Origin of the sequence: Janthinobacterium sp. 13, assembly GCF_002749695.1 — a bacterium.
Classification (GTDB): domain Bacteria; phylum Pseudomonadota; class Gammaproteobacteria; order Burkholderiales; family Burkholderiaceae_D; genus Janthinobacterium; species Janthinobacterium kumbetense.
Genome location: NZ_PEEQ01000001.1, coordinates 6,016,402 through 6,035,080, shown reverse-complemented (window position 1 = coordinate 6,035,080; position 18,679 = coordinate 6,016,402). Strand labels below are relative to the sequence as shown.

At 63.6% G+C, this 18,679-nt stretch carries 23 protein-coding genes; 15 read left to right on the top strand and 8 right to left on the bottom strand.

Going from position 1 to position 18,679, the window contains the following annotated elements:
- Window positions 1-29: 29 nt before the first annotated feature.
- Window positions 30-1,628 (bottom strand): ABC-F family ATPase, encoded by a 1,599-nt coding sequence (locus tag CLU94_RS26510; RefSeq protein WP_034756044.1) that lies wholly within the window; start codon window positions 1,626-1,628, stop codon window positions 30-32.
- A 223-nt stretch (window positions 1,629-1,851) separates the two neighbouring features.
- Between CLU94_RS26510 and CLU94_RS26505 the strand changes: the two genes are divergently transcribed.
- From CLU94_RS26505 to CLU94_RS26495, 3 genes are all read left to right on the top strand, one after another.
- Window positions 1,852-2,394 carry a DUF2939 domain-containing protein gene (locus CLU94_RS26505; protein WP_143451564.1) on the top strand — a complete coding sequence of 181 codons (543 nt, stop codon included), beginning with the start codon at window positions 1,852-1,854 and terminating at the stop codon, window positions 2,392-2,394.
- 69 nt (window positions 2,395-2,463) lie between these two features.
- A complete protein-coding gene (locus CLU94_RS26500) occupies window positions 2,464-3,126 on the top strand; it encodes a hypothetical protein (protein WP_099667870.1) in 663 nt (220 codons plus the stop codon).
- A gap of 63 nt (window positions 3,127-3,189) precedes the next feature.
- Complete coding sequence (locus CLU94_RS26495) at window positions 3,190-3,636, top strand: GNAT family N-acetyltransferase (protein ID WP_143451563.1); 447 nt, start codon at window positions 3,190-3,192, stop codon at window positions 3,634-3,636.
- A gap of 59 nt (window positions 3,637-3,695) precedes the next feature.
- On the opposite strand, the gene CLU94_RS26490 is transcribed toward CLU94_RS26495, so the two are convergent.
- Window positions 3,696-4,388 carry a DUF3334 family protein gene (locus CLU94_RS26490; RefSeq protein WP_034784631.1) on the bottom strand — a complete coding sequence of 231 codons (693 nt, stop codon included), beginning with the start codon at window positions 4,386-4,388 and terminating at the stop codon, window positions 3,696-3,698.
- Between the two features lie 397 nt (window positions 4,389-4,785).
- Here CLU94_RS26490 and CLU94_RS26485 point away from each other — a divergent pair, with 397 nt between their 5' ends.
- From CLU94_RS26485 to CLU94_RS26475, 3 genes are all read left to right on the top strand, one after another.
- A complete protein-coding gene (locus tag CLU94_RS26485; protein ID WP_099667869.1) occupies window positions 4,786-6,456 on the top strand; it encodes a DUF6138 family protein in 1,671 nt (556 codons plus the stop codon).
- 98 nt (window positions 6,457-6,554) lie between these two features.
- Window positions 6,555-7,241 (top strand): hypothetical protein, encoded by a 687-nt coding sequence (locus CLU94_RS26480; RefSeq protein ID WP_099667868.1) that lies wholly within the window; start codon window positions 6,555-6,557, stop codon window positions 7,239-7,241.
- A gap of 26 nt (window positions 7,242-7,267) precedes the next feature.
- Window positions 7,268-7,600 (top strand): hypothetical protein, encoded by a 333-nt coding sequence (locus tag CLU94_RS26475; protein ID WP_099667867.1) that lies wholly within the window; start codon window positions 7,268-7,270, stop codon window positions 7,598-7,600.
- Here CLU94_RS26475 and CLU94_RS26470 read toward each other — a convergent pair.
- Entirely contained in the window at window positions 7,597-8,025 is a 429-nt protein-coding gene (locus CLU94_RS26470; protein WP_099667866.1) for an SMI1/KNR4 family protein, read from the bottom strand. The two genes, CLU94_RS26475 and CLU94_RS26470, sit on opposite strands and share 4 nt — an antisense overlap.
- A 162-nt stretch (window positions 8,026-8,187) precedes the next feature.
- On the opposite strand from CLU94_RS26470, the gene CLU94_RS26465 reads away from it, so the two are divergent.
- Window positions 8,188-8,829, top strand: coding sequence for a hypothetical protein (locus CLU94_RS26465; RefSeq protein WP_143451562.1), 642 nt, complete (start codon window positions 8,188-8,190; stop codon window positions 8,827-8,829).
- 97 nt (window positions 8,830-8,926) lie between these two features.
- A complete protein-coding gene (locus CLU94_RS26460; RefSeq protein WP_099667864.1) occupies window positions 8,927-9,790 on the top strand; it encodes an alpha/beta hydrolase in 864 nt (287 codons plus the stop codon).
- A gap of 9 nt (window positions 9,791-9,799) precedes the next feature.
- On the opposite strand, the gene CLU94_RS26455 is transcribed toward CLU94_RS26460, so the two are convergent.
- Window positions 9,800-10,687, bottom strand: a complete 888-nt coding sequence (locus CLU94_RS26455; protein ID WP_099667863.1) for a LysR substrate-binding domain-containing protein — start codon at window positions 10,685-10,687, stop codon at window positions 9,800-9,802.
- A gap of 172 nt (window positions 10,688-10,859) precedes the next feature.
- Between CLU94_RS26455 and CLU94_RS26450 the strand changes: the two genes are divergently transcribed.
- The 6 genes from CLU94_RS26450 (at window position 10,860) to CLU94_RS26425 (ending at window position 14,366) form a co-directional block, all read left to right on the top strand.
- Window positions 10,860-11,480 carry a LysE family translocator gene (locus tag CLU94_RS26450; protein ID WP_099667862.1) on the top strand — a complete coding sequence of 207 codons (621 nt, stop codon included), beginning with the start codon at window positions 10,860-10,862 and terminating at the stop codon, window positions 11,478-11,480.
- A gap of 76 nt (window positions 11,481-11,556) precedes the next feature.
- Window positions 11,557-12,411 carry an undecaprenyl-diphosphate phosphatase gene (locus tag CLU94_RS26445; RefSeq protein ID WP_099667861.1) on the top strand — a complete coding sequence of 285 codons (855 nt, stop codon included), beginning with the start codon at window positions 11,557-11,559 and terminating at the stop codon, window positions 12,409-12,411.
- Window positions 12,412-12,603: 192 nt separating this feature from the next.
- The gene (gene mntP, locus CLU94_RS26440) at window positions 12,604-13,173 is read left to right on the top strand and encodes a manganese efflux pump MntP (protein WP_070218395.1); all 570 of its coding nucleotides are present in this window, start codon (window positions 12,604-12,606) and stop codon (window positions 13,171-13,173) included.
- A gap of 101 nt (window positions 13,174-13,274) precedes the next feature.
- Complete coding sequence (locus CLU94_RS26435) at window positions 13,275-13,481, top strand: hypothetical protein (protein ID WP_143451561.1); 207 nt, start codon at window positions 13,275-13,277, stop codon at window positions 13,479-13,481.
- A gap of 237 nt (window positions 13,482-13,718) precedes the next feature.
- On the top strand, window positions 13,719-14,048 hold the full coding sequence (locus tag CLU94_RS26430; RefSeq protein WP_099667859.1) for a hypothetical protein: 330 nt from the start codon (window positions 13,719-13,721) through the stop codon (window positions 14,046-14,048).
- Between the two features lie 72 nt (window positions 14,049-14,120).
- The gene (locus CLU94_RS26425; protein WP_099667858.1) at window positions 14,121-14,366 is read left to right on the top strand and encodes a hypothetical protein; all 246 of its coding nucleotides are present in this window, start codon (window positions 14,121-14,123) and stop codon (window positions 14,364-14,366) included.
- A 13-nt stretch (window positions 14,367-14,379) separates the two neighbouring features.
- On the opposite strand, the gene CLU94_RS26420 is transcribed toward CLU94_RS26425, so the two are convergent.
- Window positions 14,380-14,601: a hypothetical protein gene (locus tag CLU94_RS26420; RefSeq protein ID WP_099667857.1), complete on the bottom strand. Its 222-nt coding sequence runs from the start codon at window positions 14,599-14,601 to the stop codon at window positions 14,380-14,382.
- A 144-nt stretch (window positions 14,602-14,745) separates the two neighbouring features.
- On the opposite strand from CLU94_RS26420, the gene CLU94_RS26415 reads away from it, so the two are divergent.
- On the top strand, window positions 14,746-15,462 hold the full coding sequence (locus CLU94_RS26415) for an SOS response-associated peptidase (protein ID WP_099667856.1): 717 nt from the start codon (window positions 14,746-14,748) through the stop codon (window positions 15,460-15,462).
- Here CLU94_RS26415 and CLU94_RS26410 read toward each other — a convergent pair.
- From CLU94_RS26410 to CLU94_RS26400, 3 genes are read right to left on the bottom strand one after another with little or no spacing between them, the layout of a single operon-like run.
- The gene (locus CLU94_RS26410; protein ID WP_257219013.1) at window positions 15,459-16,637 is read right to left on the bottom strand and encodes a DUF418 domain-containing protein; all 1,179 of its coding nucleotides are present in this window, start codon (window positions 16,635-16,637) and stop codon (window positions 15,459-15,461) included. The two genes, CLU94_RS26415 and CLU94_RS26410, sit on opposite strands and share 4 nt — an antisense overlap.
- Window positions 16,638-16,651: 14 nt before the next feature.
- Window positions 16,652-17,569 carry a muramoyltetrapeptide carboxypeptidase gene (gene ldcA / locus CLU94_RS26405; RefSeq protein WP_099667854.1) on the bottom strand — a complete coding sequence of 306 codons (918 nt, stop codon included), beginning with the start codon at window positions 17,567-17,569 and terminating at the stop codon, window positions 16,652-16,654.
- Between the two features lie 37 nt (window positions 17,570-17,606).
- Window positions 17,607-18,524 carry an alpha/beta fold hydrolase gene (locus tag CLU94_RS26400; RefSeq protein ID WP_099667853.1) on the bottom strand — a complete coding sequence of 306 codons (918 nt, stop codon included), beginning with the start codon at window positions 18,522-18,524 and terminating at the stop codon, window positions 17,607-17,609.
- Window positions 18,525-18,679: the final 155 nt, after the last annotated feature.

The window sequence follows — 18,679 nt, the reverse complement described above, 5'->3', positions numbered from 1 at the left end:
GCGCGCCATCCGGCATCTTGCCTCAGAATTTAGTCAATACCCTGGCTCTTCAGATAGTCTTCGTAGTTGCCGCGGTAATCGACCACTTCATCTTCCTTGATCTCGATGATGCGGTTGGCCAGCGAAGAGACGAATTCGCGGTCATGCGACACGAAGATCAGGGTGCCAGCGTATTTTTCCAGCGCGATGTTCAGGGATTCGATCGATTCCATGTCCATGTGGTTGGTCGGCTCATCGAGCATCAGCACGTTGTGGCGGCCCAGCATCAGCTTGCCGTACATCATGCGGCCCTTTTCACCGCCGGACAGTACCTTGACGGCCTTCTTGACGTCGTCGCCGCCGAACAGCAAACGGCCCAGGATGGAGCGCACGGCCTGGTCGTCGTCGCCCTCTTTCGTCCACTGGCCGATCCAGTCGGTCAGGTTCGTGTCCTTGGCGAAATCTTCCGTCGGATCTTGTGGCATGTAGCCCACGTTGGCGTTTTCCGCCCACTTCACGCGGCCCTGGTCCGGCTGCAAGCCGGCGATGTCGCCCGCGATGCAGCGCAGCATGGTGGTCTTGCCGGCGCCGTTGGCGCCGATGATGGCGATGCGCTCGCCCGCTTCGACCATGATGCTGAAATTCTTGAACAGCTGGCGGTCGAAGCCTTTCGAGATATTCTCGACTTCCACGGCCAGGCGGTGCAATTTCTTTTCGCCGTCGAAACGCACGAACGGATAGGCGCGCGACGATGGCTTGATATCGTCGACCTTGATCTTTTCGATCTGCTTGGCGCGCGACGTCGCCTGGCGGGCCTTCGACTTGTTCGCGGCGAAGCGGCGCACGAATTCCTGCAACTCGGCAACCTTGTCTTTCGCTTTCGCGTTGTTGGCCAGCTGCTGGTTGCGCGCCTGGGTCGAGGCGAACATGTATTCGTCGTAGTTGCCTGGATAAATCTTCAGGGTGCCGTAGTCCATGTCGGCCACGTGGGTGCACACCTGGTTCAGGAAGTGGCGATCATGGGAAATGATGATCATGGTGGAATTGCGCTCGTTGAGCACGTCTTCCAGCCAGCGAATCGTGTTGATGTCCAGGTTATTCGTCGGCTCGTCGAGCAGCAGGATGTCCGGGTTCGAGAACAGCGCCTGCGCCAGCAGCACGCGCAGCTTCCAGCCTGGCGAGACATTGCTCATCGGGCCTTGATGCAAATCAATGGCGACACCGGCGCCCAGCAGCAGTTCGCCCGCGCGCGATTCGGCCGTGTAGCCGTCGTATTCGGAAACTTTGCCTTCCAGCTCGGCGGCCTGCATGTAGTCGTCGTCCGTCGCTTCCGGGTTCGCGTAGATCGCGTCGCGTTGCTGGATGGCGGCCCACATTTCCGTATGGCCCATCATGACGACGTCGAGGACGCGCATGTCTTCAAACGCAAACTGGTCCTGGCGCAGCTTGCCCAGGCGCTCGTTGGTATCGAGCATGACGTTGCCGCCCGACGGGTCCAGGTCGCCGCCCAGGATCTTCATGAACGTCGACTTGCCGCAGCCGTTCGCGCCGATCAAACCATAGCGGTTGCCGTCGCCGAACTTGACGGAGATATTCTCAAACAATGGCTTGGCGCCAAACTGCATCGTAATATTTGCGGTTGAAAGCATGTGATATTAGGTCTTTATTCAGTTAAAACAGCTAGTTAAGTACTTTTCCCCCATTATACAGCACCCACCCTCTTCCACTCTATAGTGGCCCGGCAAGCGCAGCCGGAGCCCATGCGCAGGCATACGGCGCAGAAATAATGGCAAGAAAATATGATTGCCGTATTCCCATTTAGCAGCTACGCTGCGTGGCATTGTTTTCTACCCTTTACCTCACAGGCATCACTTGAAAAAAATCACCATCGCCGCCGCTGCGGCCGTCATTGCCGTCGCTGTCACCGCCTACGCTTCGCCCTACTACACCTTGCACCAGATCAAGACCGCGCTGGCCGAGCGCAACGCAGATGCCCTGGCCGCACACGTGGACTTCCCCGCCCTGCGCGCCAGCGTCAAGACGCAGCTGGAAGCGAGCATGGCGCGCAGCATCGAGGCGACCGCCGGCAGCGGCAACCCGCTGGCCGCGCTGGGCCAGTCGATCGCCAGCGCCATGCTGGGCAAGATGGTCGACACCATGGTCTCGCCCGCCGGCGTGGTGGCGCTGGTCAACAAGAGCGCCGTCAGCCCGCAAGCAGAGCCAAATCCGGATGCGCCCGCCGATGGCGCGCGCAAGAAGGCCGACTATTCTGCCGGCTATGCCGGCCTGAACACCTTCATCGTGCGCGCAAAGGATGGCAATGCGCAGGAAGGCGCGCTGGTCCTGCTGCGCCATGGCGTGTGGGGCTGGAAGCTGAGTTCGATCGAGATTGCGTCGGCGATGGCCGCACGCTAGAAGAAGCGCGCATGCGCAGGCAATCTGATACACAATGCGGGCCACTTGTATCCGATTGCAGGAGATTTCATGCTGAAACACACGACCCTGGCGCTGGCCATGGCCTTTGCCGGCGCCGCACCATCCGCCCATGCCCACGATGGGATCGCCGCCGCCGAGCGCAGCCACTCCGTTGCCGCGCGCATGCAGGCGGAAACGTCCAGGGCCGCCGATCCGGACGCCCCGGCACTGCTGCCCATGCCCAGCGACATTTCGCTGGCCGAGCTGGAGCGCCGCCTGGCGCTGGGACAGGCGCAGGCCGCTGAAAAACACTATACCAGCGCGCTCGATCCGGCCGTGCTGAGCACCCTGGCGCAACAGATGGGCTGCGACGATATCGTCGGCATGCAGCCGTTCGGTTTCCCGCTGGAACAAGCGCAAGTGACCGTCCTGAGCGGCGCGCACCTGCTGGCGCGGTGCCCGGATCGGGCCTATGTGACGATCACGGCCATGTCGATGGCCGGCAAGACGGGCAAGCGCGCCCACATTTCGCCGCAATCGTTCAAGCAGCAGGTCGATGGCAGGCCCGCGCGGCGCCTGTACTACAAGGCGCCCAACGGCCGCCAGAAGGAATCGCTGACCATCATCGACGGCAGTTATGCGTACGCGCTCGAGTACTGGTCACTCGATGACAGCCAGCAACGCGGCATGGTCGGCATTCGCAGGATGGAAACATTGACGTTGTCACAATAAAACAGACGCGAACAGGCGGAATACTGTATATTCATACAGTTATCCATTATCCCCTTTTCGAACATGCCTGCACACCCGCCCATCCAATTACCGTACACCATCTGCATCAGCGCCACGATCGACGCGGAAGTCGAGCAAACCATCCTCGAGGGCTTGAATGCCTACAACGACGCCATCACCGGCTATAGCGACAGGCAGGTATTGAGCGTCGTCGTGCGCGACCGCGACAGCCAGCGCGTGCTGGGCGGCGCCATGGGCCGGACTTCGCTGGGCCTGCTGTTTCTCGATTTGTTTTATTTGCCCGCCGCCTTGCGGGGACTGGGACTGGGCAGCCAGATACTGGCGCAGTTCGAAGAGGAAGGACGCCGGCGCGGCTGCGCCTCGGCGGTGCTGTACACCATCACTTTCCAGGCGCCCGAGTTTTACGAGCGGCGCGGCTGGTGCCGCTTCGGCGAGATTGCCTGCAGTCCCGAGGGGACGAGCCGGGTATTCATGAGCAAGACCCTGTAGGCGGCATGCGACCAGGGCTGGCGGCAAACCTGCCGCCAGCCCTGGTCAGCGACCTCTGCTTACATGCCCAGGGACTTGAGCAGGTCGGCGTTGTCGTCGTCTTCCGGTTCCGCGGCAGGCGCCGGGGCGGCGTCCCGTTCGCGGTTCGCGAATTCGCCATCCATCAGCGAGTCGGCGTCGACTTCGCGGGAATCGAAATCGTGCAACTTGATGAACTCGGTACGGTCGATCGCCAGTTCCAGGTAGAAAATATTGTTCTTTTCCGTGTAGAAAGTGACGCGGCGCATTTCCGGGCGGTCCAGCGGCGTGTCGACGCTGAGCATCACCTGCTTGTTCAGCACCAGCATCTTCGGCTGGCTCTGGGTGATATTCGTTTGCAGCTCGCGCCGCACCTTGCCCGTGAAGTCGCCCACGATCTGGTTCATCAGCTCGCCCATGATGTTCGACACTTCGTCCGACGTGTAGAAGCTGGCCAGCTCCGACTTCGGCATACCCATGTGCAACATGTAGCGCTCATAGATTTCCATCGCCGTATCGGCGGCAAAATTAAGTACCACCAGGCCCGTGAAACCGCCATCGAACATCACGAAACAGCCGATATCCGGCTTCAGTCCCGTCTTGGTGATGCGCTGCACCATGCCTGAATAATTGACCTTGCTTTGCGTTGCAACGTTGAGCACCCGAACCACCGAGTTGCACAAACTCATCAACAAATCTTCTGTACCGTACACAACATCCTTTTCTGCATCCATGAGCAACCTCTCCTACTATTTTAAAGATGACAGCACTGTTCCCTGCCCGCCGCGAGCCGAAACCTGACAGTTTCGCTCAGCTGGCGGACGACTTCACCTTTGCATGCCTGACCTTGCGTGGCGGCGCGCGCCGCGTTGCCGCCGCCCCGAACCGCCCTCTTACCTTTTTCTGTATAGAAATAAGTATCATGCGCAGAATACCCAGATGTAACATTTCCGTCCAGCCATACCTGCATTTACTTGACGATCTGTGCGGAAATACCAATACACTGCAATGCAACATTATGCGGAAGATAAGCATGCAGGAAGAATCAGGCTGGCACGGTTGAAACCATGGCGAAAAGGCAGCATCACGTATACTGCCCCGCGGGACGCAACTACTGAAAGGCATGAGAGGATGAGTACACTGCAGGAACAGGCAACGGCGGAAATGATGGCGGCCGTGGAGGCGTGGTTTGTCGAGCGCCTGAAGCGCACCGATCTGGAAAGCGCCGTGAATCGGACCACCTTGCAAATGGGTATTTTTAACGATCTCTTGCTCGACTACAAACCCGGCCGCACCACGGCCGACGATTACCATCTGGCCGATGCCGGGGATTTCACGCAGAGGACGCCATCGCGCCTCGATGAAGCCGTCGTACGCGACAGCATCGCGCCCCAGCTGGTTGCCATGGTGCAAGCGAAACTGGCAACGCTGGCCGACACGCCCCTGATCGACTACCGCTTCAGCTTTCGCGGCAAATTCCAGACGGCACAGGGCACGCTGCACCTGAATCTGCTCGATCATGTCAACGAAGGCAAGCGCAGCGCCCTGCTCGCGCGCATCCACAGCTACGTCGCGCAGAAACTCGAGCGCGGCAACCGGCCGACGAAAAAGCTGGAAACCTTCTTCCTGGCGCGCCACCTGCTCGATCCCCAGCTGTTTCCGCAGCCCGATATCGCCTGGACCATCGCACAATTCGAGCGCATCGAACAGCTGAACAAGTCGCGGCCGCAAGCGCTGGCCGAACATCGCAGCGACATCATCCAGGCCGTGTCGGCCTGGGCGGAAAAACAGTTCTTGCCGCAGTTCTATGACGTGCAAACGTCAAGCTACAGCGGCACGGAATACACCTTGAAAGCGGGCGCGGCGCCCGATGCCCAGGCGCTGGCGCCGATCGACCTGCTGCTGTACGGGGCCGTGATGATCTTGCGCCACGAACCGAGCTACGCCAAGTCGACGGGCCTGAAATTCCTGGAAATCGCGCGTGAACTGGGCAGTGAACGGGCCGTGCGCATGCTCAAGGAAGGCAGCGGCACCTTCCCCGACGGCGACATCCACGTCAAAAATGCGCTGCTGGAATGCCGCGCCAACGACGTGTTTGCCACGATCAGCATCACGATTGCCCAGGAAGAAGAGGACGCGTATGCGCAGGCGCTCGCGTTCATCACGCACCTGCTGAACAACGGTTTCCCGAAAAGCTACCAGATCAAGCTCAAATCGAAGGTCAAGGAATATCTGCCCTTGAAAGGCCTGGCCCGCTCCGACACGCACCGCTTCTTTGCCAACGCCCTCGCCCATGCATCGCTGCAGCCGCAACTGGACGCGTATGCGCGCGCCGCCATCGAGCAATACGAGTTCTATGCCGACACGGAAGGCGAAAAGAATTGCATGCCCGGCAGTTACGCCACGTTTGGCCTGGGCTTGCTCGATGCACGCCATTTCCCGCTGGTGCAGCACTACATGGCCAACGTCGACGAGGAACACCAGTCCGTGCAGGATCAGTTCACGGCCGCGTTCGCCGAACGGCATGGCGTGACGACGGAGTCCGTTCCCGTGCTGGCGGCCTGCCTGCGCGCGTGCACGGATAACGCCAAAGTCAAAATCCAGGCGGAACTGGAAGAGGTGGAGAAACTGGAACTGTTCTGCCAGCAACTGCAAGGGCTGGAAGGCTATCAGGTCGAGCACATGCTGTATCCCATCTGGGGCAAGCTGGAAAAACTGGCGGCCCTGGCGCGCAAGGCGCAAGGCCGGCGCAGGGAGTTGCTGCTGGCCTTGCTTGAAGCGGCCAGCAAGACTGGCGCCTAATGTGCGCAACGTTATGACTTTCACCATATATAATGCGCGGCGCCAGAGTTGCCTTAAGGCATCTTTTGGCGCCTGACATTGAATCGTGGAGAAAATACATGCATCAAACACAACAAACATCGCGCACCTTCCTGCTGGCAGCAAGCTTTGCCGCCGCCGTGGCGCTGGCCCAGCCCGCCATCGCCGCCGACGCCGCGGAACTGGCCCCGCTCGATGCGGCCGACCTGTACATCAAGACCATCATCAACCAGGATGAAGCCAGCGTCGCCAAGCTCAACGCCTACCTGCGCCCCACCCGCCTGGCCGGCCACCAGAGCGCCGAATACGCGTCGTACAGCGACATGAAGGAAGCGGACGCCAAGTTTCCAACGGAAACGGGCAAGCTGATCGCCGACCTGTTCCCCGCGACCATGCGCGCGGCCGTGACGCCGGCCGCCGAATTGCTGGCGGCGAACGTCATCGCCGCCAAGAAGGGCGCCGCCTGCCAGGCCACCAAGGCGGATCCGGTGACGGTGGAAAACGGCATCCAGACGGCCGCCGTCAGCTTCGAATGCCAGGTCGTCAAGGTACCGCTGGCATGGGCGCCTGCCGCCCAGCAACTGGCGAAGAGCGGTTGCAAGGTCGAGCAATGCAAGGCCGGCCTGCAAAAGATCGCCGCGACCTACACGAGCTCGCCAAAACAGGCGTGGCGCGCCGTGTTTGCCGTCAGCCGCGAAAAGAACTCGGAAGCCTGGCGCAACGATTTCGCGCGCGAAACCTTCGATGAAATCTGGGAATACCTGTAATCCTTCACTCATCCCTAAGGCTGCCGGTGGATAAACCCAAACTGACACCCGTCGCCCAGCCGGCAGGCCTGGCCCTGCTGCGCCTGCTCGATCCCGACCACGTGGACGGTGCGCTGAGCAAGCAGGTATTGGCGCAAGACCTGGCCAGCCTGCACGGCAAGCAATTGCTGGCGCTGCTGCGCCGGCTGCGTGCCGCGCAATCCAACCAGCAGGATTATGCAGGCGCCACCCCAGAGCAGGCCGAGCAGCAGTTCGGCGCCGCCATCGCCGCCGTCAAGGCGGTGCTGGCCACGCGCCCGCACATCCCCAACAAGCAGGAAGCGAAGGCCTTGCGCCAGGCGGCGGCCAAAAAGCGTTAATCGAGGCGCAAGCCGGCCGCCAGCAAGGCCATGCCCTCGCCGAACGCGGGGGCGATGACGCGTACCTCGGCCGGATCGAGGTCGCCGAAGTTGACGTACGCCAGGGCCGGCGTAGCGCCCGCGCGATAATCGAGCAGCAGGCATAGCGGCCCGCCATCGGAACCGATCCCCAGGCACTGGCCGCCCAGGTAGCGCTGCAGTTGATACGCGCCATTCAGCGCCACCAGCTCGCGCGCGGGCCACAGCGACAGCGATTGCCCATCGACATCCCCTGCGCCGCCATCGGACCAGCACAGGAAGTCGTGTAAATCCGGCGGCAACGGCAAGCCCATGGCCTGTTCGATGGCAGCCAGGGATGCCGGCGTGGCGCCAGGACTGGCACGCCAGTACGGCGCGACGGCGGCGATGACTGGGGCAAGACGCATAGAGATGGGTTTCCTTTGAATGGGCGCGCGGCGGGCTGCCTCAGCGCGCCATCATCGGCGAGCGGACGCCGGGCGTCAAGCGACCATCCAGCCGTGCGCGCAAGCTCGTCGGCCCCCTCCTATAATCTGAGGCTCTATTGTTTCCGCTACAGAAAGTTCCCCATGTCCATACCATTTCCCCGCCATGTAATAGGTTGCGCCGTATTGGCCTTTTCCGGTTTGGCCGCCATGCAGGCCGCCCATGCCGAAGAGACGGGGCCCATCGATGCGCGTGCCGTCTGGCAGGAACGCTCGCTGTCGGCCTGCCGCACCGGGCAATCGCACTCCGCGCCCGACGTCTGCCTGCTGCGCACCATGAAGCGTACCGGTGCGCCCCCGCAAGCCATCGCCGCCGCCAGGATGCTGGTCGGGGCAAACATGCCAGGCTACATCTCTGCCTGGCGCCCGCTGGGCAAGGTGGCGCTGGCCACCGTCACCTATCCGTTTCGCGCCAACACGAATGAAAGCACCTTGCTGATCGGCAGCGATGGCGCGGCCATCGATGTCGACGAGCACTCCGTGCGCGAGGAAGACCGGGCCACGCCTGCCTGGCAAGCGTTTACCGCCGCCCACCCGGACGCCATGCCGTTCGCGCCCGCCGAGTTCGTCGGCAGCACGGCCACCGGCGATGGCGGCCAGAGCGTGCTGTTTTCCACGCCCCTGATCACCTGCCACGCCTGCGCCGACGATGGCGCCCTGCTGGTCGCCTACACGATCGACAAGGCCGGTATCGTGCGCGAGCGAAAACTATTGACGATCAAGTAAGGCTGCATCAAAGACAAGAAAGATGAGATAGAATTGCTTGATGGCATGTCTATACGAGTACATGCCATCGATCCAAACTTACTTATCACAGGAAACCATGCGCCGCTCTTGCCTTGCACTGCACCTCACCGCCGCCCTGCTGCTGTCCAGCCCCTTCCACCTCGCCACTGCCGCGTCCGCCGCTGCCGCTTCCTCCAGCGCAGCCACGCCGCTCGTCATCGGCGAAAGTTTCAGCATCGATTCGCAGGCGCTGAAAGAAAAACGCCACATCAATGTGTACATGGCGCGCGCCTGGGATACGCCGCCCGACGCCCCGCTGCCCGTGCTGTACATGCCGGACGGCGGCGTGGCCGAAGACTTTTTGCACGTGGCCGGCTTGCTGCAAGTGTCGGTGGCGAATGGCACGATGCGCCCCTTCATGCTGGTCGGCATGCAAAACACGCAGCGCCGGCGCGACCTGACGGGCCCGACCGGGAATGCGGAAGACCGCAAGATCGCCCCCGTCGTGGGCGGTGCGGCCGCTTACCGGACCTTCATCCGCGATGAGCTGATGCCGGAAATCAAGCGCCGCTACCGCACGACGGGCGAGACGGCCATCGTCGGCGAATCGCTGGGGGGCCTGTTCGTGGTGGAAACCTATCTGCTGGAACCGCAGCTGTTCGACCATTACGTGGCGTTCGACCCCAGCCTGTGGTGGAATCATGGCGCCCTGCCGCGCCAGGCGGCAGCCCTGCTGGCGAAAGGCACGCCGGGCAAGCACAGCCTGTACCTGGCGTCCAGCAGCGAGGCAGGCATCGCCGTGGAAGTGCAGCGCCTGGCCGACGTGCTGGAAAAACAGGCGCCGCGCGGCTTGCAATGGCATGTGGAAAAGATGCCGGAAGAAACCCACGGCACGATCTATCACCCTGCCGCCCTGAAAGCGTTTCGCAGCGTCTTCAAGCCGGCCACGCCGCCGCAATAAGGGGCGCGGCTACGGCGCCGGCAGCGCCTGCCCCATCTGCTCGCGCAGCCAGTGCAGCAAGGTGGTGCGGCGCGCGTCGCCATCAAATGGCAGCGGCGACAGCAGGAAATAGGCGCTGCCGTCGCGCCGGAAACCGAAGGGCGCGACCAGGCGCCCGCTGTCGAGGTCTTCGCGCGCCATGAAGACAGAGCCGATGGCCACGCCGAGGCCGGCGCAAGCCGCTTGCAGGCTCAGATAGAAGTGCTCGTAGGTCTGGCTGCCGCCCTGGCCGCCGCCGTCGGCATCCTTGCCGGCGGCGCGCCAGTGGGCCCAGGCAGCCGGACGCGACGCCGTGTGCAGCAGGCGCTGCGCGGACAGGTCCAGCCCGCCTTGCCGCAGCAGGGCCGGCGCGCACACGGGCGCGATCCATTCATCGCACACCTTTTCCGCATGCAAGCCCGCATCCCACAGAAAATCGTTGCGGCGCAGCGCCACGTCCACCGCGTCGCGCTGGAACGCCACCGGCCCGCCCGAGGCGAACAGGTGCAGCGGCACCTCGGGATGCTGCTGGTAAAAGTCGCCGAGGCGCGGTATCAGCCATTTCATCGCGATCGTCGGCTCGCACGACACCACCAGCGGCCCCTGGCGCACCGGCTGGCGCACGGCTTCGAGGGCGGCGTCGAGCCGCTCGAATGCTTGCTGGACGGCATCGCGCAGCTGCGCGCCCGCCGGCAGGAGGAACACGCCGCGGTTGCGGCGTTCGAACAGGGGCGTGCCCAGCGACGTTTCCAGCAGGCGGATTTGCCGGCTGACGGCCCCGTGCGTCACGTGCAACTCCGCGGCCGCCTGGACGAAACTGCCCAGCCTGGCCGCAGCCTCGAAGAAACGCAAGGTGCCCAGCGCCGTCTGCCTAGTCATGATCTGTCACTTTTTCTCACACATATCCGCAAGATATCATCGTTTTTCATGGAAGGCCATTATAGGGATAATTTGTCTTCCGGCAGCCCGCATGCGCGCCGCGCCCTTGCCCAACAGGCGAGAAATAGTCACCGATGGCCGTGCGGGCGCCACCACTGCCCAAGGAAGACACATGATTGCATTGCTTGCCGTTGCCCTGATTACCCTGCTGGCCTCCATCGTTCCGGGCCCCGATTTCGCGATGGTCACGCGCAACAGCTATCTGCATGGCCGCCGTGCCGGCCTGCTGGCCGCGCTCGGCATCGCGCTGGGCGTGCAAGTGCACGTGTTCTATACGATGTTTGGCGTAGCGCTGCTCATCGCCGGTTCGCCTGCGCTATTTACGGCGATCAAGCTGGCCGGCGCCCTCTACCTGGCCGTGATCGGCTGGAAAACCTGGACCAACCGCGCCGGACTCGTCATCGACCTGCATGGCGGCGCCAGCGTGCCCCGGCGTCAAATCTTGCTCAACGGCTTACTGACCAATGCCCTGAACCCGAAAACGACCCTGTTTGTCATCAGCACCTACACCCAGGTGGTGCAGCCCGGCACGCCGTTGGCAGTCCAGTTCGGCTACGGGCTGTGCATGTCCGCCATCCACCTGGCCTGGTTCGCCCTGGTGGCCGTCTTTTTCTCGCAAGCGCGCTTCCGCATGCGCATGGTCAGCCACCAGCGGAGCATCGACCGGCTGATCGGCGCGGTCCTGATGGCGCTGGGCGTCGCGCTCGCCTGCGCCAACATGGACAAACTGTAATCTGGCGCGGGACGTGCCCGCCGTATCCGGCGGGTAAAATCGGCGACCTTTCTTCCCCCGCCGAGCACCGATATCCATGAGTTTTTTACAACTATTTATTCTTTCCATCGTCCAGGGCTTCGCCGAGCTGCTGCCCGTGTCCAGCTCCGCCCACGTCATCATGGCGGAAAAACTGATGGGCCTGGACCCCACGTCACCGGAGCTGACCATGCTGCTGGTGATGCTGCACACGGGCACCATGTTCGCCGTCATCGTGTATTTCTGGAAATCCTGGCGCGCCACGTATTTCAGCTCGGCCACTGCCTTCCGCAGCAATGCCTTGCTGCTCGTGGCCGCCACGGCCCTGACGGGCATCGTCGGCTTCGGCTTGCTGAAAGGCATTACGCACGTCATGAGCAAGGATGCGCCGGGCTTTGAAATCGAGCACCTGTTCGGCAACGCAAAACTGATGGCCGCCGCCCTGGCCGCCGCAGGCGTGCTGATCATTGTGTCGTCGCGCCTGCAGGCGCGCCAGCATGGCACCTTGTCCATCGGCAAGGCGATGGTGATCGGCGCCGTGCAGGGACTGTGCCTGCCCTTCCGGGGCTTTTCCCGCTCGGGCGCCACCATTTCCGCCGGCATCGCCATGGGCGTGCCGCAGCGCCGCGCGGAAGAATTCAGCTTCGCCCTGGCCGTCGTGCTGACGCCGGCCGTGCTGGTCAAGGAAGGCTGGCGCTTCTACCAGGCCGTGGCAAACGGCAGCCTCGATCATCTGGAGCACGGCAACAGCCTGCTGCACCTGCTCGGCCCCAGCCTGCTGGGCATGCTGCTGTCGTTCCTGGCCGGCTTGCTGGCCCTGCGCTGGCTGTCGCGCTGGCTGGAACAGGGGCGCTGGCATTTCTTTGGCGCATATTGCCTGCTGGCCTCCTTGGTGGTGCTGTACGTAGGGTAAAATCGCCGGGTTTGCGTTAAACGCCTATAAAACCTACTGCGCGTCGTGATTTACGGCCTGCGATGCTCACTGTACCTGCGTACAGTTGCGCTTCTCGGGCCAACGGGGGCGCCGAGCCTCCCTTCCGCTCGCTACGGTTTTCTTCGGCGTTGTTGCCTTATTATCCCAGCTAGGTTTTACTGAAAGCCAACGATGAATTTCGCCGCCACCGCCGCCCTCTCGCTTGCCATGTCCACCGATGCCTTCGCGGCCGCCGTGGGCAAGGGCGCCGCCCTGCACAAGCCGCAATGGCGCGAAGCGCTGCGCACGGGGCTGATCTTTGGCGTCATCGAAGCCATCACGCCCATCATCGGCTGGGCCCTGGGCAGCGTGGCCGCGCCCTACGTGGAAGCGTGGGACCACTGGATCGCCTTCAGCCTGCTGGGCATCATCGGCTTGCTGATGATACGCAATGCCCTTTCCGATGCCGACGAGGAAGAGGCGCCGGCCCAGTCGCACTCGTTCTGGGTGCTGGCCGTGACGGGCCTGGCCACCAGTATCGACGCCATGGTGGTGGGTGCGGGTCTGGCTTTGCTGGGCGCCAACATCGTCGTCACGGCGGCCGCCATCGGCTTTTCCACCTTCGTCATGGTGACCCTGGGCGTGATGCTGGGCCGCGTGCTTGGCACGGTGGCGGGCCGGCGCGCCGAGCTGGTGGGCGGCCTGGTGCTGATCGTCATCGGCTGCGTGATCCTGTACGAACATATCGGCCATCCGGCCTGACGCCGGGCAAGGCCTGCGCACGCCATGGCCGGCTGCGCAGGCGACGCGCCACTTTGTGCTACATTCAAGGCTCTGCATTCCTGTCCCGCAAGGTGACCATCATGGAAACTCTTGAGCTGCTTTTTGCCTCGCTGGTGCGCGAAACGGCCGAATCGATACGCGATCACCACGTCCCTTTTGCCATCAAGCACGACGAGCGCGCCTATTTCGAGTGGATGGACGGGCATCCGCTCGATGGCTACATTCAGGAAGCGTATCGGGAAATCGAAGAAACGGCCCGGCAGATCCGCGCCATCCGCGCTGGATGATGACGGCAGCCGCAAGCTACTGCGCGGGCGGCTTTGCGGCTGGCGATGCTCACCGTACCAATGTACGGTTGCGCTTCTCAGCCACACATCCGCTCCGCTCGCTACGCTTGCCGCTGCCGTCGCGACGTTCGTTGAATCGTGGCTTGAAATGGCGGTCTTGATTCAGATCAAACACTCTGCTGTTCGATACGCGTAAGCAGGTCTGGGCCACGACAATCAGGTCTGGAGGCGGGAGACATGGATCAGGAACAAAAACACCAGATCAGGGGTTATGAATTTCATGTGACGGGGGCGCTGGAGAAGGATGGGCGCTACCGGGGCATGATCTTGATCAGCAAGCGCGGCGATACCTTGCAGGCGTATGCCAAGCCCGTGCTGATTGAAACGCCGAGCAGTTTCAAATCCGTGCATGCGGCCTTGATCGAGGCCTCGGCGTACGCCCAGGAACTCATCTATAACGGCGCCATCAAGGCGCTGCTGCCGGCCGAGGCCCCGCTCGCGGATACGCAGGCCGATACGCAGGCCGGTACGCAGGCGCCGCAGCCGCCGGATTTCGTCGGCAACTGACGCCGGCAAGCCCATCCGGCCCGCCCGGGCGCGCGTATAATGACGCGCTTTCCCGGATGAAAACGCAAAACCATGGAATATGTGAACTTGCCGCTGGTCTTCCTCGTCGGCTGCGCCCTGATTGCCTTGCTGGCCAAGAAGAATGGCTATTCGTGGTACCTGTTTTTCTTCGCCATCGCCGTGCCCACGCCCCTGTTGCTGCTGGCCTTGCCCCATGTGGTGGGCGTGGAGGCCGCTTCGCTGACCTCCGTCCGGCTGGGTACCGCCCTGTTCTTCCCCGTGGCCGGCTTGCTGCTGGCCCTGCGGCGAAAACACTGACCCGCAAGCGGTCTCAACGTGCCGGCACTCCATCGGCCAGGCGCCAGCCGACGGACAGGGCCAGTTGCTGCGCCTCTTTTTCATTGCTGCAATCGTCGTAATCGCAGGTATCCGCATACGCGCCGCACGCCTGGTTCTGGCTGACATACGAGCCGACCCAGCGGCCATCGCGGCGCTGGCTGGCCGTGGCGCTGATGGTAAAACCTTTGTGGATGGTGGGATTTTCAAAAGGCATAATTCCTCCGATGCAAGAAGCGTCAGGGACCTGACTGGCTTCCACTGTGCGCCTTGCGGCCGCCCACGTCTGTACGTTTGACCACACTCACGAAAAGGGCGCGCGCCGCGCTCGCGCCGGCAGGCGATCGGGTATGATTTCCCCATGTGTGGACGATTCGATCAAAATGACACGGCGCGCGTGCTGGCGTCATCCTTCGGCTGGACCGACGCGGTGTTCGACAGCGAGGCGGAAGCGCACCTGAACGTCTCGCCCGGCACCTACCGGCCCATCCTGCACATCCAGGATGGCGTGCACCGGGTCGACGATGTCTTCTGGGGCTACCGGCCCGCCTGGGCCGCCGCGGCCACGCCCGCTCCCGGCAAGAAGAAAATCCCCATCGCCATCAATGCCCGCCTGGAAAAGCTCGCCGGCGCCTACTGGAAACCCTTGCTGCGCGCGGGGCGCGGCATCGTCTGCGTTTCCGGCTGGTATGAATGGACGGGCGAGAAAGGCGGCAAGCAGCCGTGGCACATCCACCGCAAGGACCGCGCGCCCCTGTTCCTGCTGGCGCTGGCCCAGTTCGGCCCCTACAAGGTCAATCGGGAAGAAGCGGGCTTCGTGCTGGTGACGGCCGACAGCATGGGCGGCATGGTCGATATCCACGACCGCCGCCCCGTGGCCGTCAGCCGGGAAGACGCGCACCGCTGGCTGGACCCCGCCCTGACGCCCGAGCAAGCGCTGCACCTGGCGCGCACCTGCATGCTCGACGTGGACTTGTTCGAATGGCATGCCGTCGACAATCCGCTGGTGCCGTCCGCCAGGGCCAAGGCGCCGCCGCCGGCCGCGGCGCAAAGTGCGTTCGACTGGGGTACGGATTAAGGCAGGCGCGCCAGGCGGCGCCACAGCGCTTCCATGGGACCTTGCCTGAAATGGCGCAGCCAGTAGCGGCTCAGCAGCACCTGCCCCGCCATCATCACGACCGCCAGGCCCAGCATCTCGGCGGGACGCAATGTTGCGCCCCAGCCCAGGCCCGGCCCCTGCAGCAGCCAGGTGCCGATCAGCGATTGCAGCAGGTAATTGCTCAGCGCCATGCGTCCCACGGGCGCCAGCCATGCACCGAGCCAGCGCAGCATGAAGGGGCCGGCCAGCATCAGCGCGGCCACATAGCCGGCCGCCAGCACGGGGCCGCCGGCGAACAGGCCCACTTCGAACAGGGCCGTGTCAAAGACGGTTTGATACGGATCGGCCACCTGCCACGCGACGGCCCCCGCCGCCAGCAGGTTGAACGGCAAGCCCGCGCCCAGGCCCACGGCACGCACGCGGCGCCACAGGCACTGGTGGCGCTGCGGCTGCGTCAGCCAGCCGAAACGCACGGACAAGATGCCCAGCAAGAACAGCACGATGATATGCGGCAGCATGACGGCCGAATACAGCAAGGAGACGAGGAAATCGTTGGCGCGCAGCCTGGCGACGGCCCATGCGCCGCCCTGCGTGTAGACCGCGTAGCGCTCCGCAAAGGCTTGCAGGTCGCGTGCGATGTCCGGCGCGCCGCCCTGCTGGCCCACCGGAATCAACAGGCACATGAATAATAGAAAACCGGCCGCCACCAGCCAGGCGCGGTTGCGCACGCGGCTGAGCCTGGCGGACAGCAAGGGCAGGACCAGCATGCCGGCGACGGCATACGAGGTCAGCACGTCGCCGCTCCAGATGCAGAAGCCGTGCAGCAGGCCGAACACGAGCAGCCAGCGCAAACGGCGCAGGTAAGCCGCTTGCGCCACTTCCCAGCTACCCAGCTGGCGCCGCAGGGAACGTGTCTGCAAGGCAAAACCGGCGCCGAACAGAAAGGCGAAGATGGGGTAAAACTTGAATTGCGCCAGCGCCGCCACGCCAAAAATGACGAGCTGGTCGAGCACGGGAGGCTGCGCCGGCAAGGTGCCGTAGCGCAAGGACAGGCTGCCCCAGGCGAACGACCATATATTCACCAGCAGGATGCCAAACACGGCGATGCCGCGCAGCACATCGAGCTGCAGCAACCTGCCGGGCTTGGCGCCCACGGAGTGCAGGACGTTCAGGGGCGCGCCAGGGTCGGGTAATCGCCCACCTGCAGGCTGAAACCGGACGCATCCGATTGCAGCCGCGCCTGGCCGCCGAACGGCAAGGTGACGCGGCGGCGGATGTGGCCGAATTCCAGTCCCGTCAACACGGGCACGGGCAGGCGCTCGCGCACGTAGGCCAGCATGGCGTCGACATCGTAGCCCTTGTCCATGGGGCTCAGTTTATAGCCGGAAAAGTCACCGAGCACGACCGCTTGCTGGCGCTGGATCACGCCCGCGTGCAGCAGTTGCAGCAGCATGCGCTCGACCCGGTACGGGTGTTCGTTGACGTCTTCCAGGAACAGGATGCCGCCATCGATCTGGGGGAAATACGGCGTGCCCAGCAAGTGAACCAGCATGGCCAGGTTGCCGCCCCACAGTTGCCCGCTCAGCTCTACCTGCGGATTGCCCGCCGCCGCGCCCGTGACCGTGTGCGTGGGACCGGCCAGGCACGACCACAGTTGATCCAGCGTAAATTGCTCGGGCTCGTCGCGGATGAAATCGTCGCAGATCATGGGGCCGGCAAAGCTGGCGCGGCCCGTTTTTGCCAGCAAGCCCATGTGGAAGGCCGTGAAGTCGCTGTAGCCGACAAACAGCTTGCCGCTGTCCGCCATGCGGTCGAAATCGATGTCGGGCAGGATGCGGCTGATGCCGTAGCTGCCGCGCAAGGCGATCACCACCTGCACGTCTGGGTCGGCGGCCGCCGCGTTCAGCTGCGCCAGGCGGCCCGCATCCGTGCCGCCGAAGCGCTGGAATGTGTGCTCGGGGTCGTAGTAATTGTGGACGGTGGCGCCTTGCGCCTGCAAGCGGGCGATGCCGCGCGCCAAAGCCGCCTCGTCGGGCGCACAACCGCCCGGCGCGACGATGGCGATGCCAATCTCAGGTGTCTTCAAAATATGCCTGGCTAGTCAAGTGGTGGGCGCGCCTGGCTCAAGCTGGCTGGGAGCGCATCTGGGGCGCCATCTTACCTTGCAGATGCACATCGATCAAGGCGAGCAGGCGCTCGATCAGCTGGGGCGGCATGTCGTGCCCCATGCCTTCGATCACTTCCAGCCGGGCGCCGGGGATCAGCGCCGCCGTATCGATGCCGCAGGCGACGGGGATCAAGGGGTCGGCCGCGCCATGGATCACCAAGGCCGGACAACTGATGCTCGGCAGCAAGGCCGTGCGTTCGCCCGAGGCGGCGATCGCCACCATTTGCCGCGCCACGCCTTCGGGGCAACTGCCCCGCTGCAGCGCCGCTTCGATGCGCTGGTACAGCAGTTTTTCCGACACGGGATAGGCGGGACTGCCGATCACGCGCACGGTGGCGGCCATGTGCGCCATCAGTTCGGCGCGGCTGGCGTTGCGTTTCGGGCGTTGCAGCAGCGCATTGCGCGCGGCCCGCGTGGGGCCGGGCAAGCCGCGCCGGCCGCTGCTCGACATGATGGACGTCAGGCTGAGCACCTGCAGCGGCGCGCGCGCCGCCATCACTTGCGCGATCATGCCGCCCATCGACACGCCGATCACGTGCGCCTGGGCAATCCGCAGGGACGCCAGCAAGCCCAGCGCGTCGTCCGCCATGTCATCGAGGGTGTAGGAAGTCTTGAGGGGCCAGCCCAGCAGGTTTTTCACGTAGGCCAGCGGCAGATACGGCTTGCCCGCCAGCGCCATCTTGCTCGACAGGCCGCTGTCGCGGTTGTCGAAACGCACAACCCGGAAGCCTTGCTCGACGATGCCTTCGACGAAGTCCGCCGGCCAGGCAATCAGTTGCATGCCCAGGCCCATGACCAGCAGCACGCACGGGTCATCGGGGTTGCCGTGGCTCTCATAAGCTATGTTGAGGCCGTTCGCCATGATGGTTGCCATGATTGCCTCTCTTCCAGGAACCAGCACGCAGGCACGATCGCTGCGGCCTTGCAATCAGCATACCACTATTGTGCTTCAGACATGAGACCGGCACGCGGTACACAAGCTGAAGTGTTGCCGCGCCGGTACGGCGCGCGGCAACCGTGCAGAATCAT

Excerpts from the sequence above, each read along its gene's own strand:
- CLU94_RS26460 (WP_099667864.1), top strand. The coding sequence starts at position 8,927 with ATGCGCCGCTCTTGCCTTGCACTGCACCTCACCGCCGCCCTGCTGCTG.
- CLU94_RS26445 (WP_099667861.1), top strand. The coding sequence starts at position 11,557 with ATGAGTTTTTTACAACTATTTATTCTTTCCATCGTCCAGGGCTTCGCC.
- CLU94_RS26500 (WP_099667870.1), top strand. The coding sequence starts at position 2,464 with ATGCTGAAACACACGACCCTGGCGCTGGCCATGGCCTTTGCCGGCGCC.
- CLU94_RS26470 (WP_099667866.1), bottom strand. The coding sequence starts at position 8,025 with ATGCGTCTTGCCCCAGTCATCGCCGCCGTCGCGCCGTACTGGCGTGCC.
- CLU94_RS26455 (WP_099667863.1), bottom strand. The coding sequence starts at position 10,687 with ATGACTAGGCAGACGGCGCTGGGCACCTTGCGTTTCTTCGAGGCTGCG.
- CLU94_RS26465 (WP_143451562.1), top strand. The coding sequence starts at position 8,188 with ATGTCCATACCATTTCCCCGCCATGTAATAGGTTGCGCCGTATTGGCC.
- CLU94_RS26415 (WP_099667856.1), top strand. The coding sequence starts at position 14,746 with ATGTGTGGACGATTCGATCAAAATGACACGGCGCGCGTGCTGGCGTCA.
- CLU94_RS26400 (WP_099667853.1), bottom strand. The coding sequence starts at position 18,524 with ATGGCAACCATCATGGCGAACGGCCTCAACATAGCTTATGAGAGCCAC.
- CLU94_RS26485 (WP_099667869.1), top strand. The coding sequence starts at position 4,786 with ATGAGTACACTGCAGGAACAGGCAACGGCGGAAATGATGGCGGCCGTG.
- CLU94_RS26430 (WP_099667859.1), top strand. The coding sequence starts at position 13,719 with ATGGATCAGGAACAAAAACACCAGATCAGGGGTTATGAATTTCATGTG.
- CLU94_RS26420 (WP_099667857.1), bottom strand. The coding sequence starts at position 14,601 with ATGCCTTTTGAAAATCCCACCATCCACAAAGGTTTTACCATCAGCGCC.
- mntP (WP_070218395.1), top strand. The coding sequence starts at position 12,604 with ATGAATTTCGCCGCCACCGCCGCCCTCTCGCTTGCCATGTCCACCGAT.
- CLU94_RS26510 (WP_034756044.1), bottom strand. The coding sequence starts at position 1,628 with ATGCTTTCAACCGCAAATATTACGATGCAGTTTGGCGCCAAGCCATTG.
- CLU94_RS26480 (WP_099667868.1), top strand. The coding sequence starts at position 6,555 with ATGCATCAAACACAACAAACATCGCGCACCTTCCTGCTGGCAGCAAGC.
- CLU94_RS26490 (WP_034784631.1), bottom strand. The coding sequence starts at position 4,388 with ATGGATGCAGAAAAGGATGTTGTGTACGGTACAGAAGATTTGTTGATG.
- CLU94_RS26495 (WP_143451563.1), top strand. The coding sequence starts at position 3,190 with ATGCCTGCACACCCGCCCATCCAATTACCGTACACCATCTGCATCAGC.
- CLU94_RS26435 (WP_143451561.1), top strand. The coding sequence starts at position 13,275 with ATGGAAACTCTTGAGCTGCTTTTTGCCTCGCTGGTGCGCGAAACGGCC.
- CLU94_RS26450 (WP_099667862.1), top strand. The coding sequence starts at position 10,860 with ATGATTGCATTGCTTGCCGTTGCCCTGATTACCCTGCTGGCCTCCATC.
- CLU94_RS26425 (WP_099667858.1), top strand. The coding sequence starts at position 14,121 with ATGGAATATGTGAACTTGCCGCTGGTCTTCCTCGTCGGCTGCGCCCTG.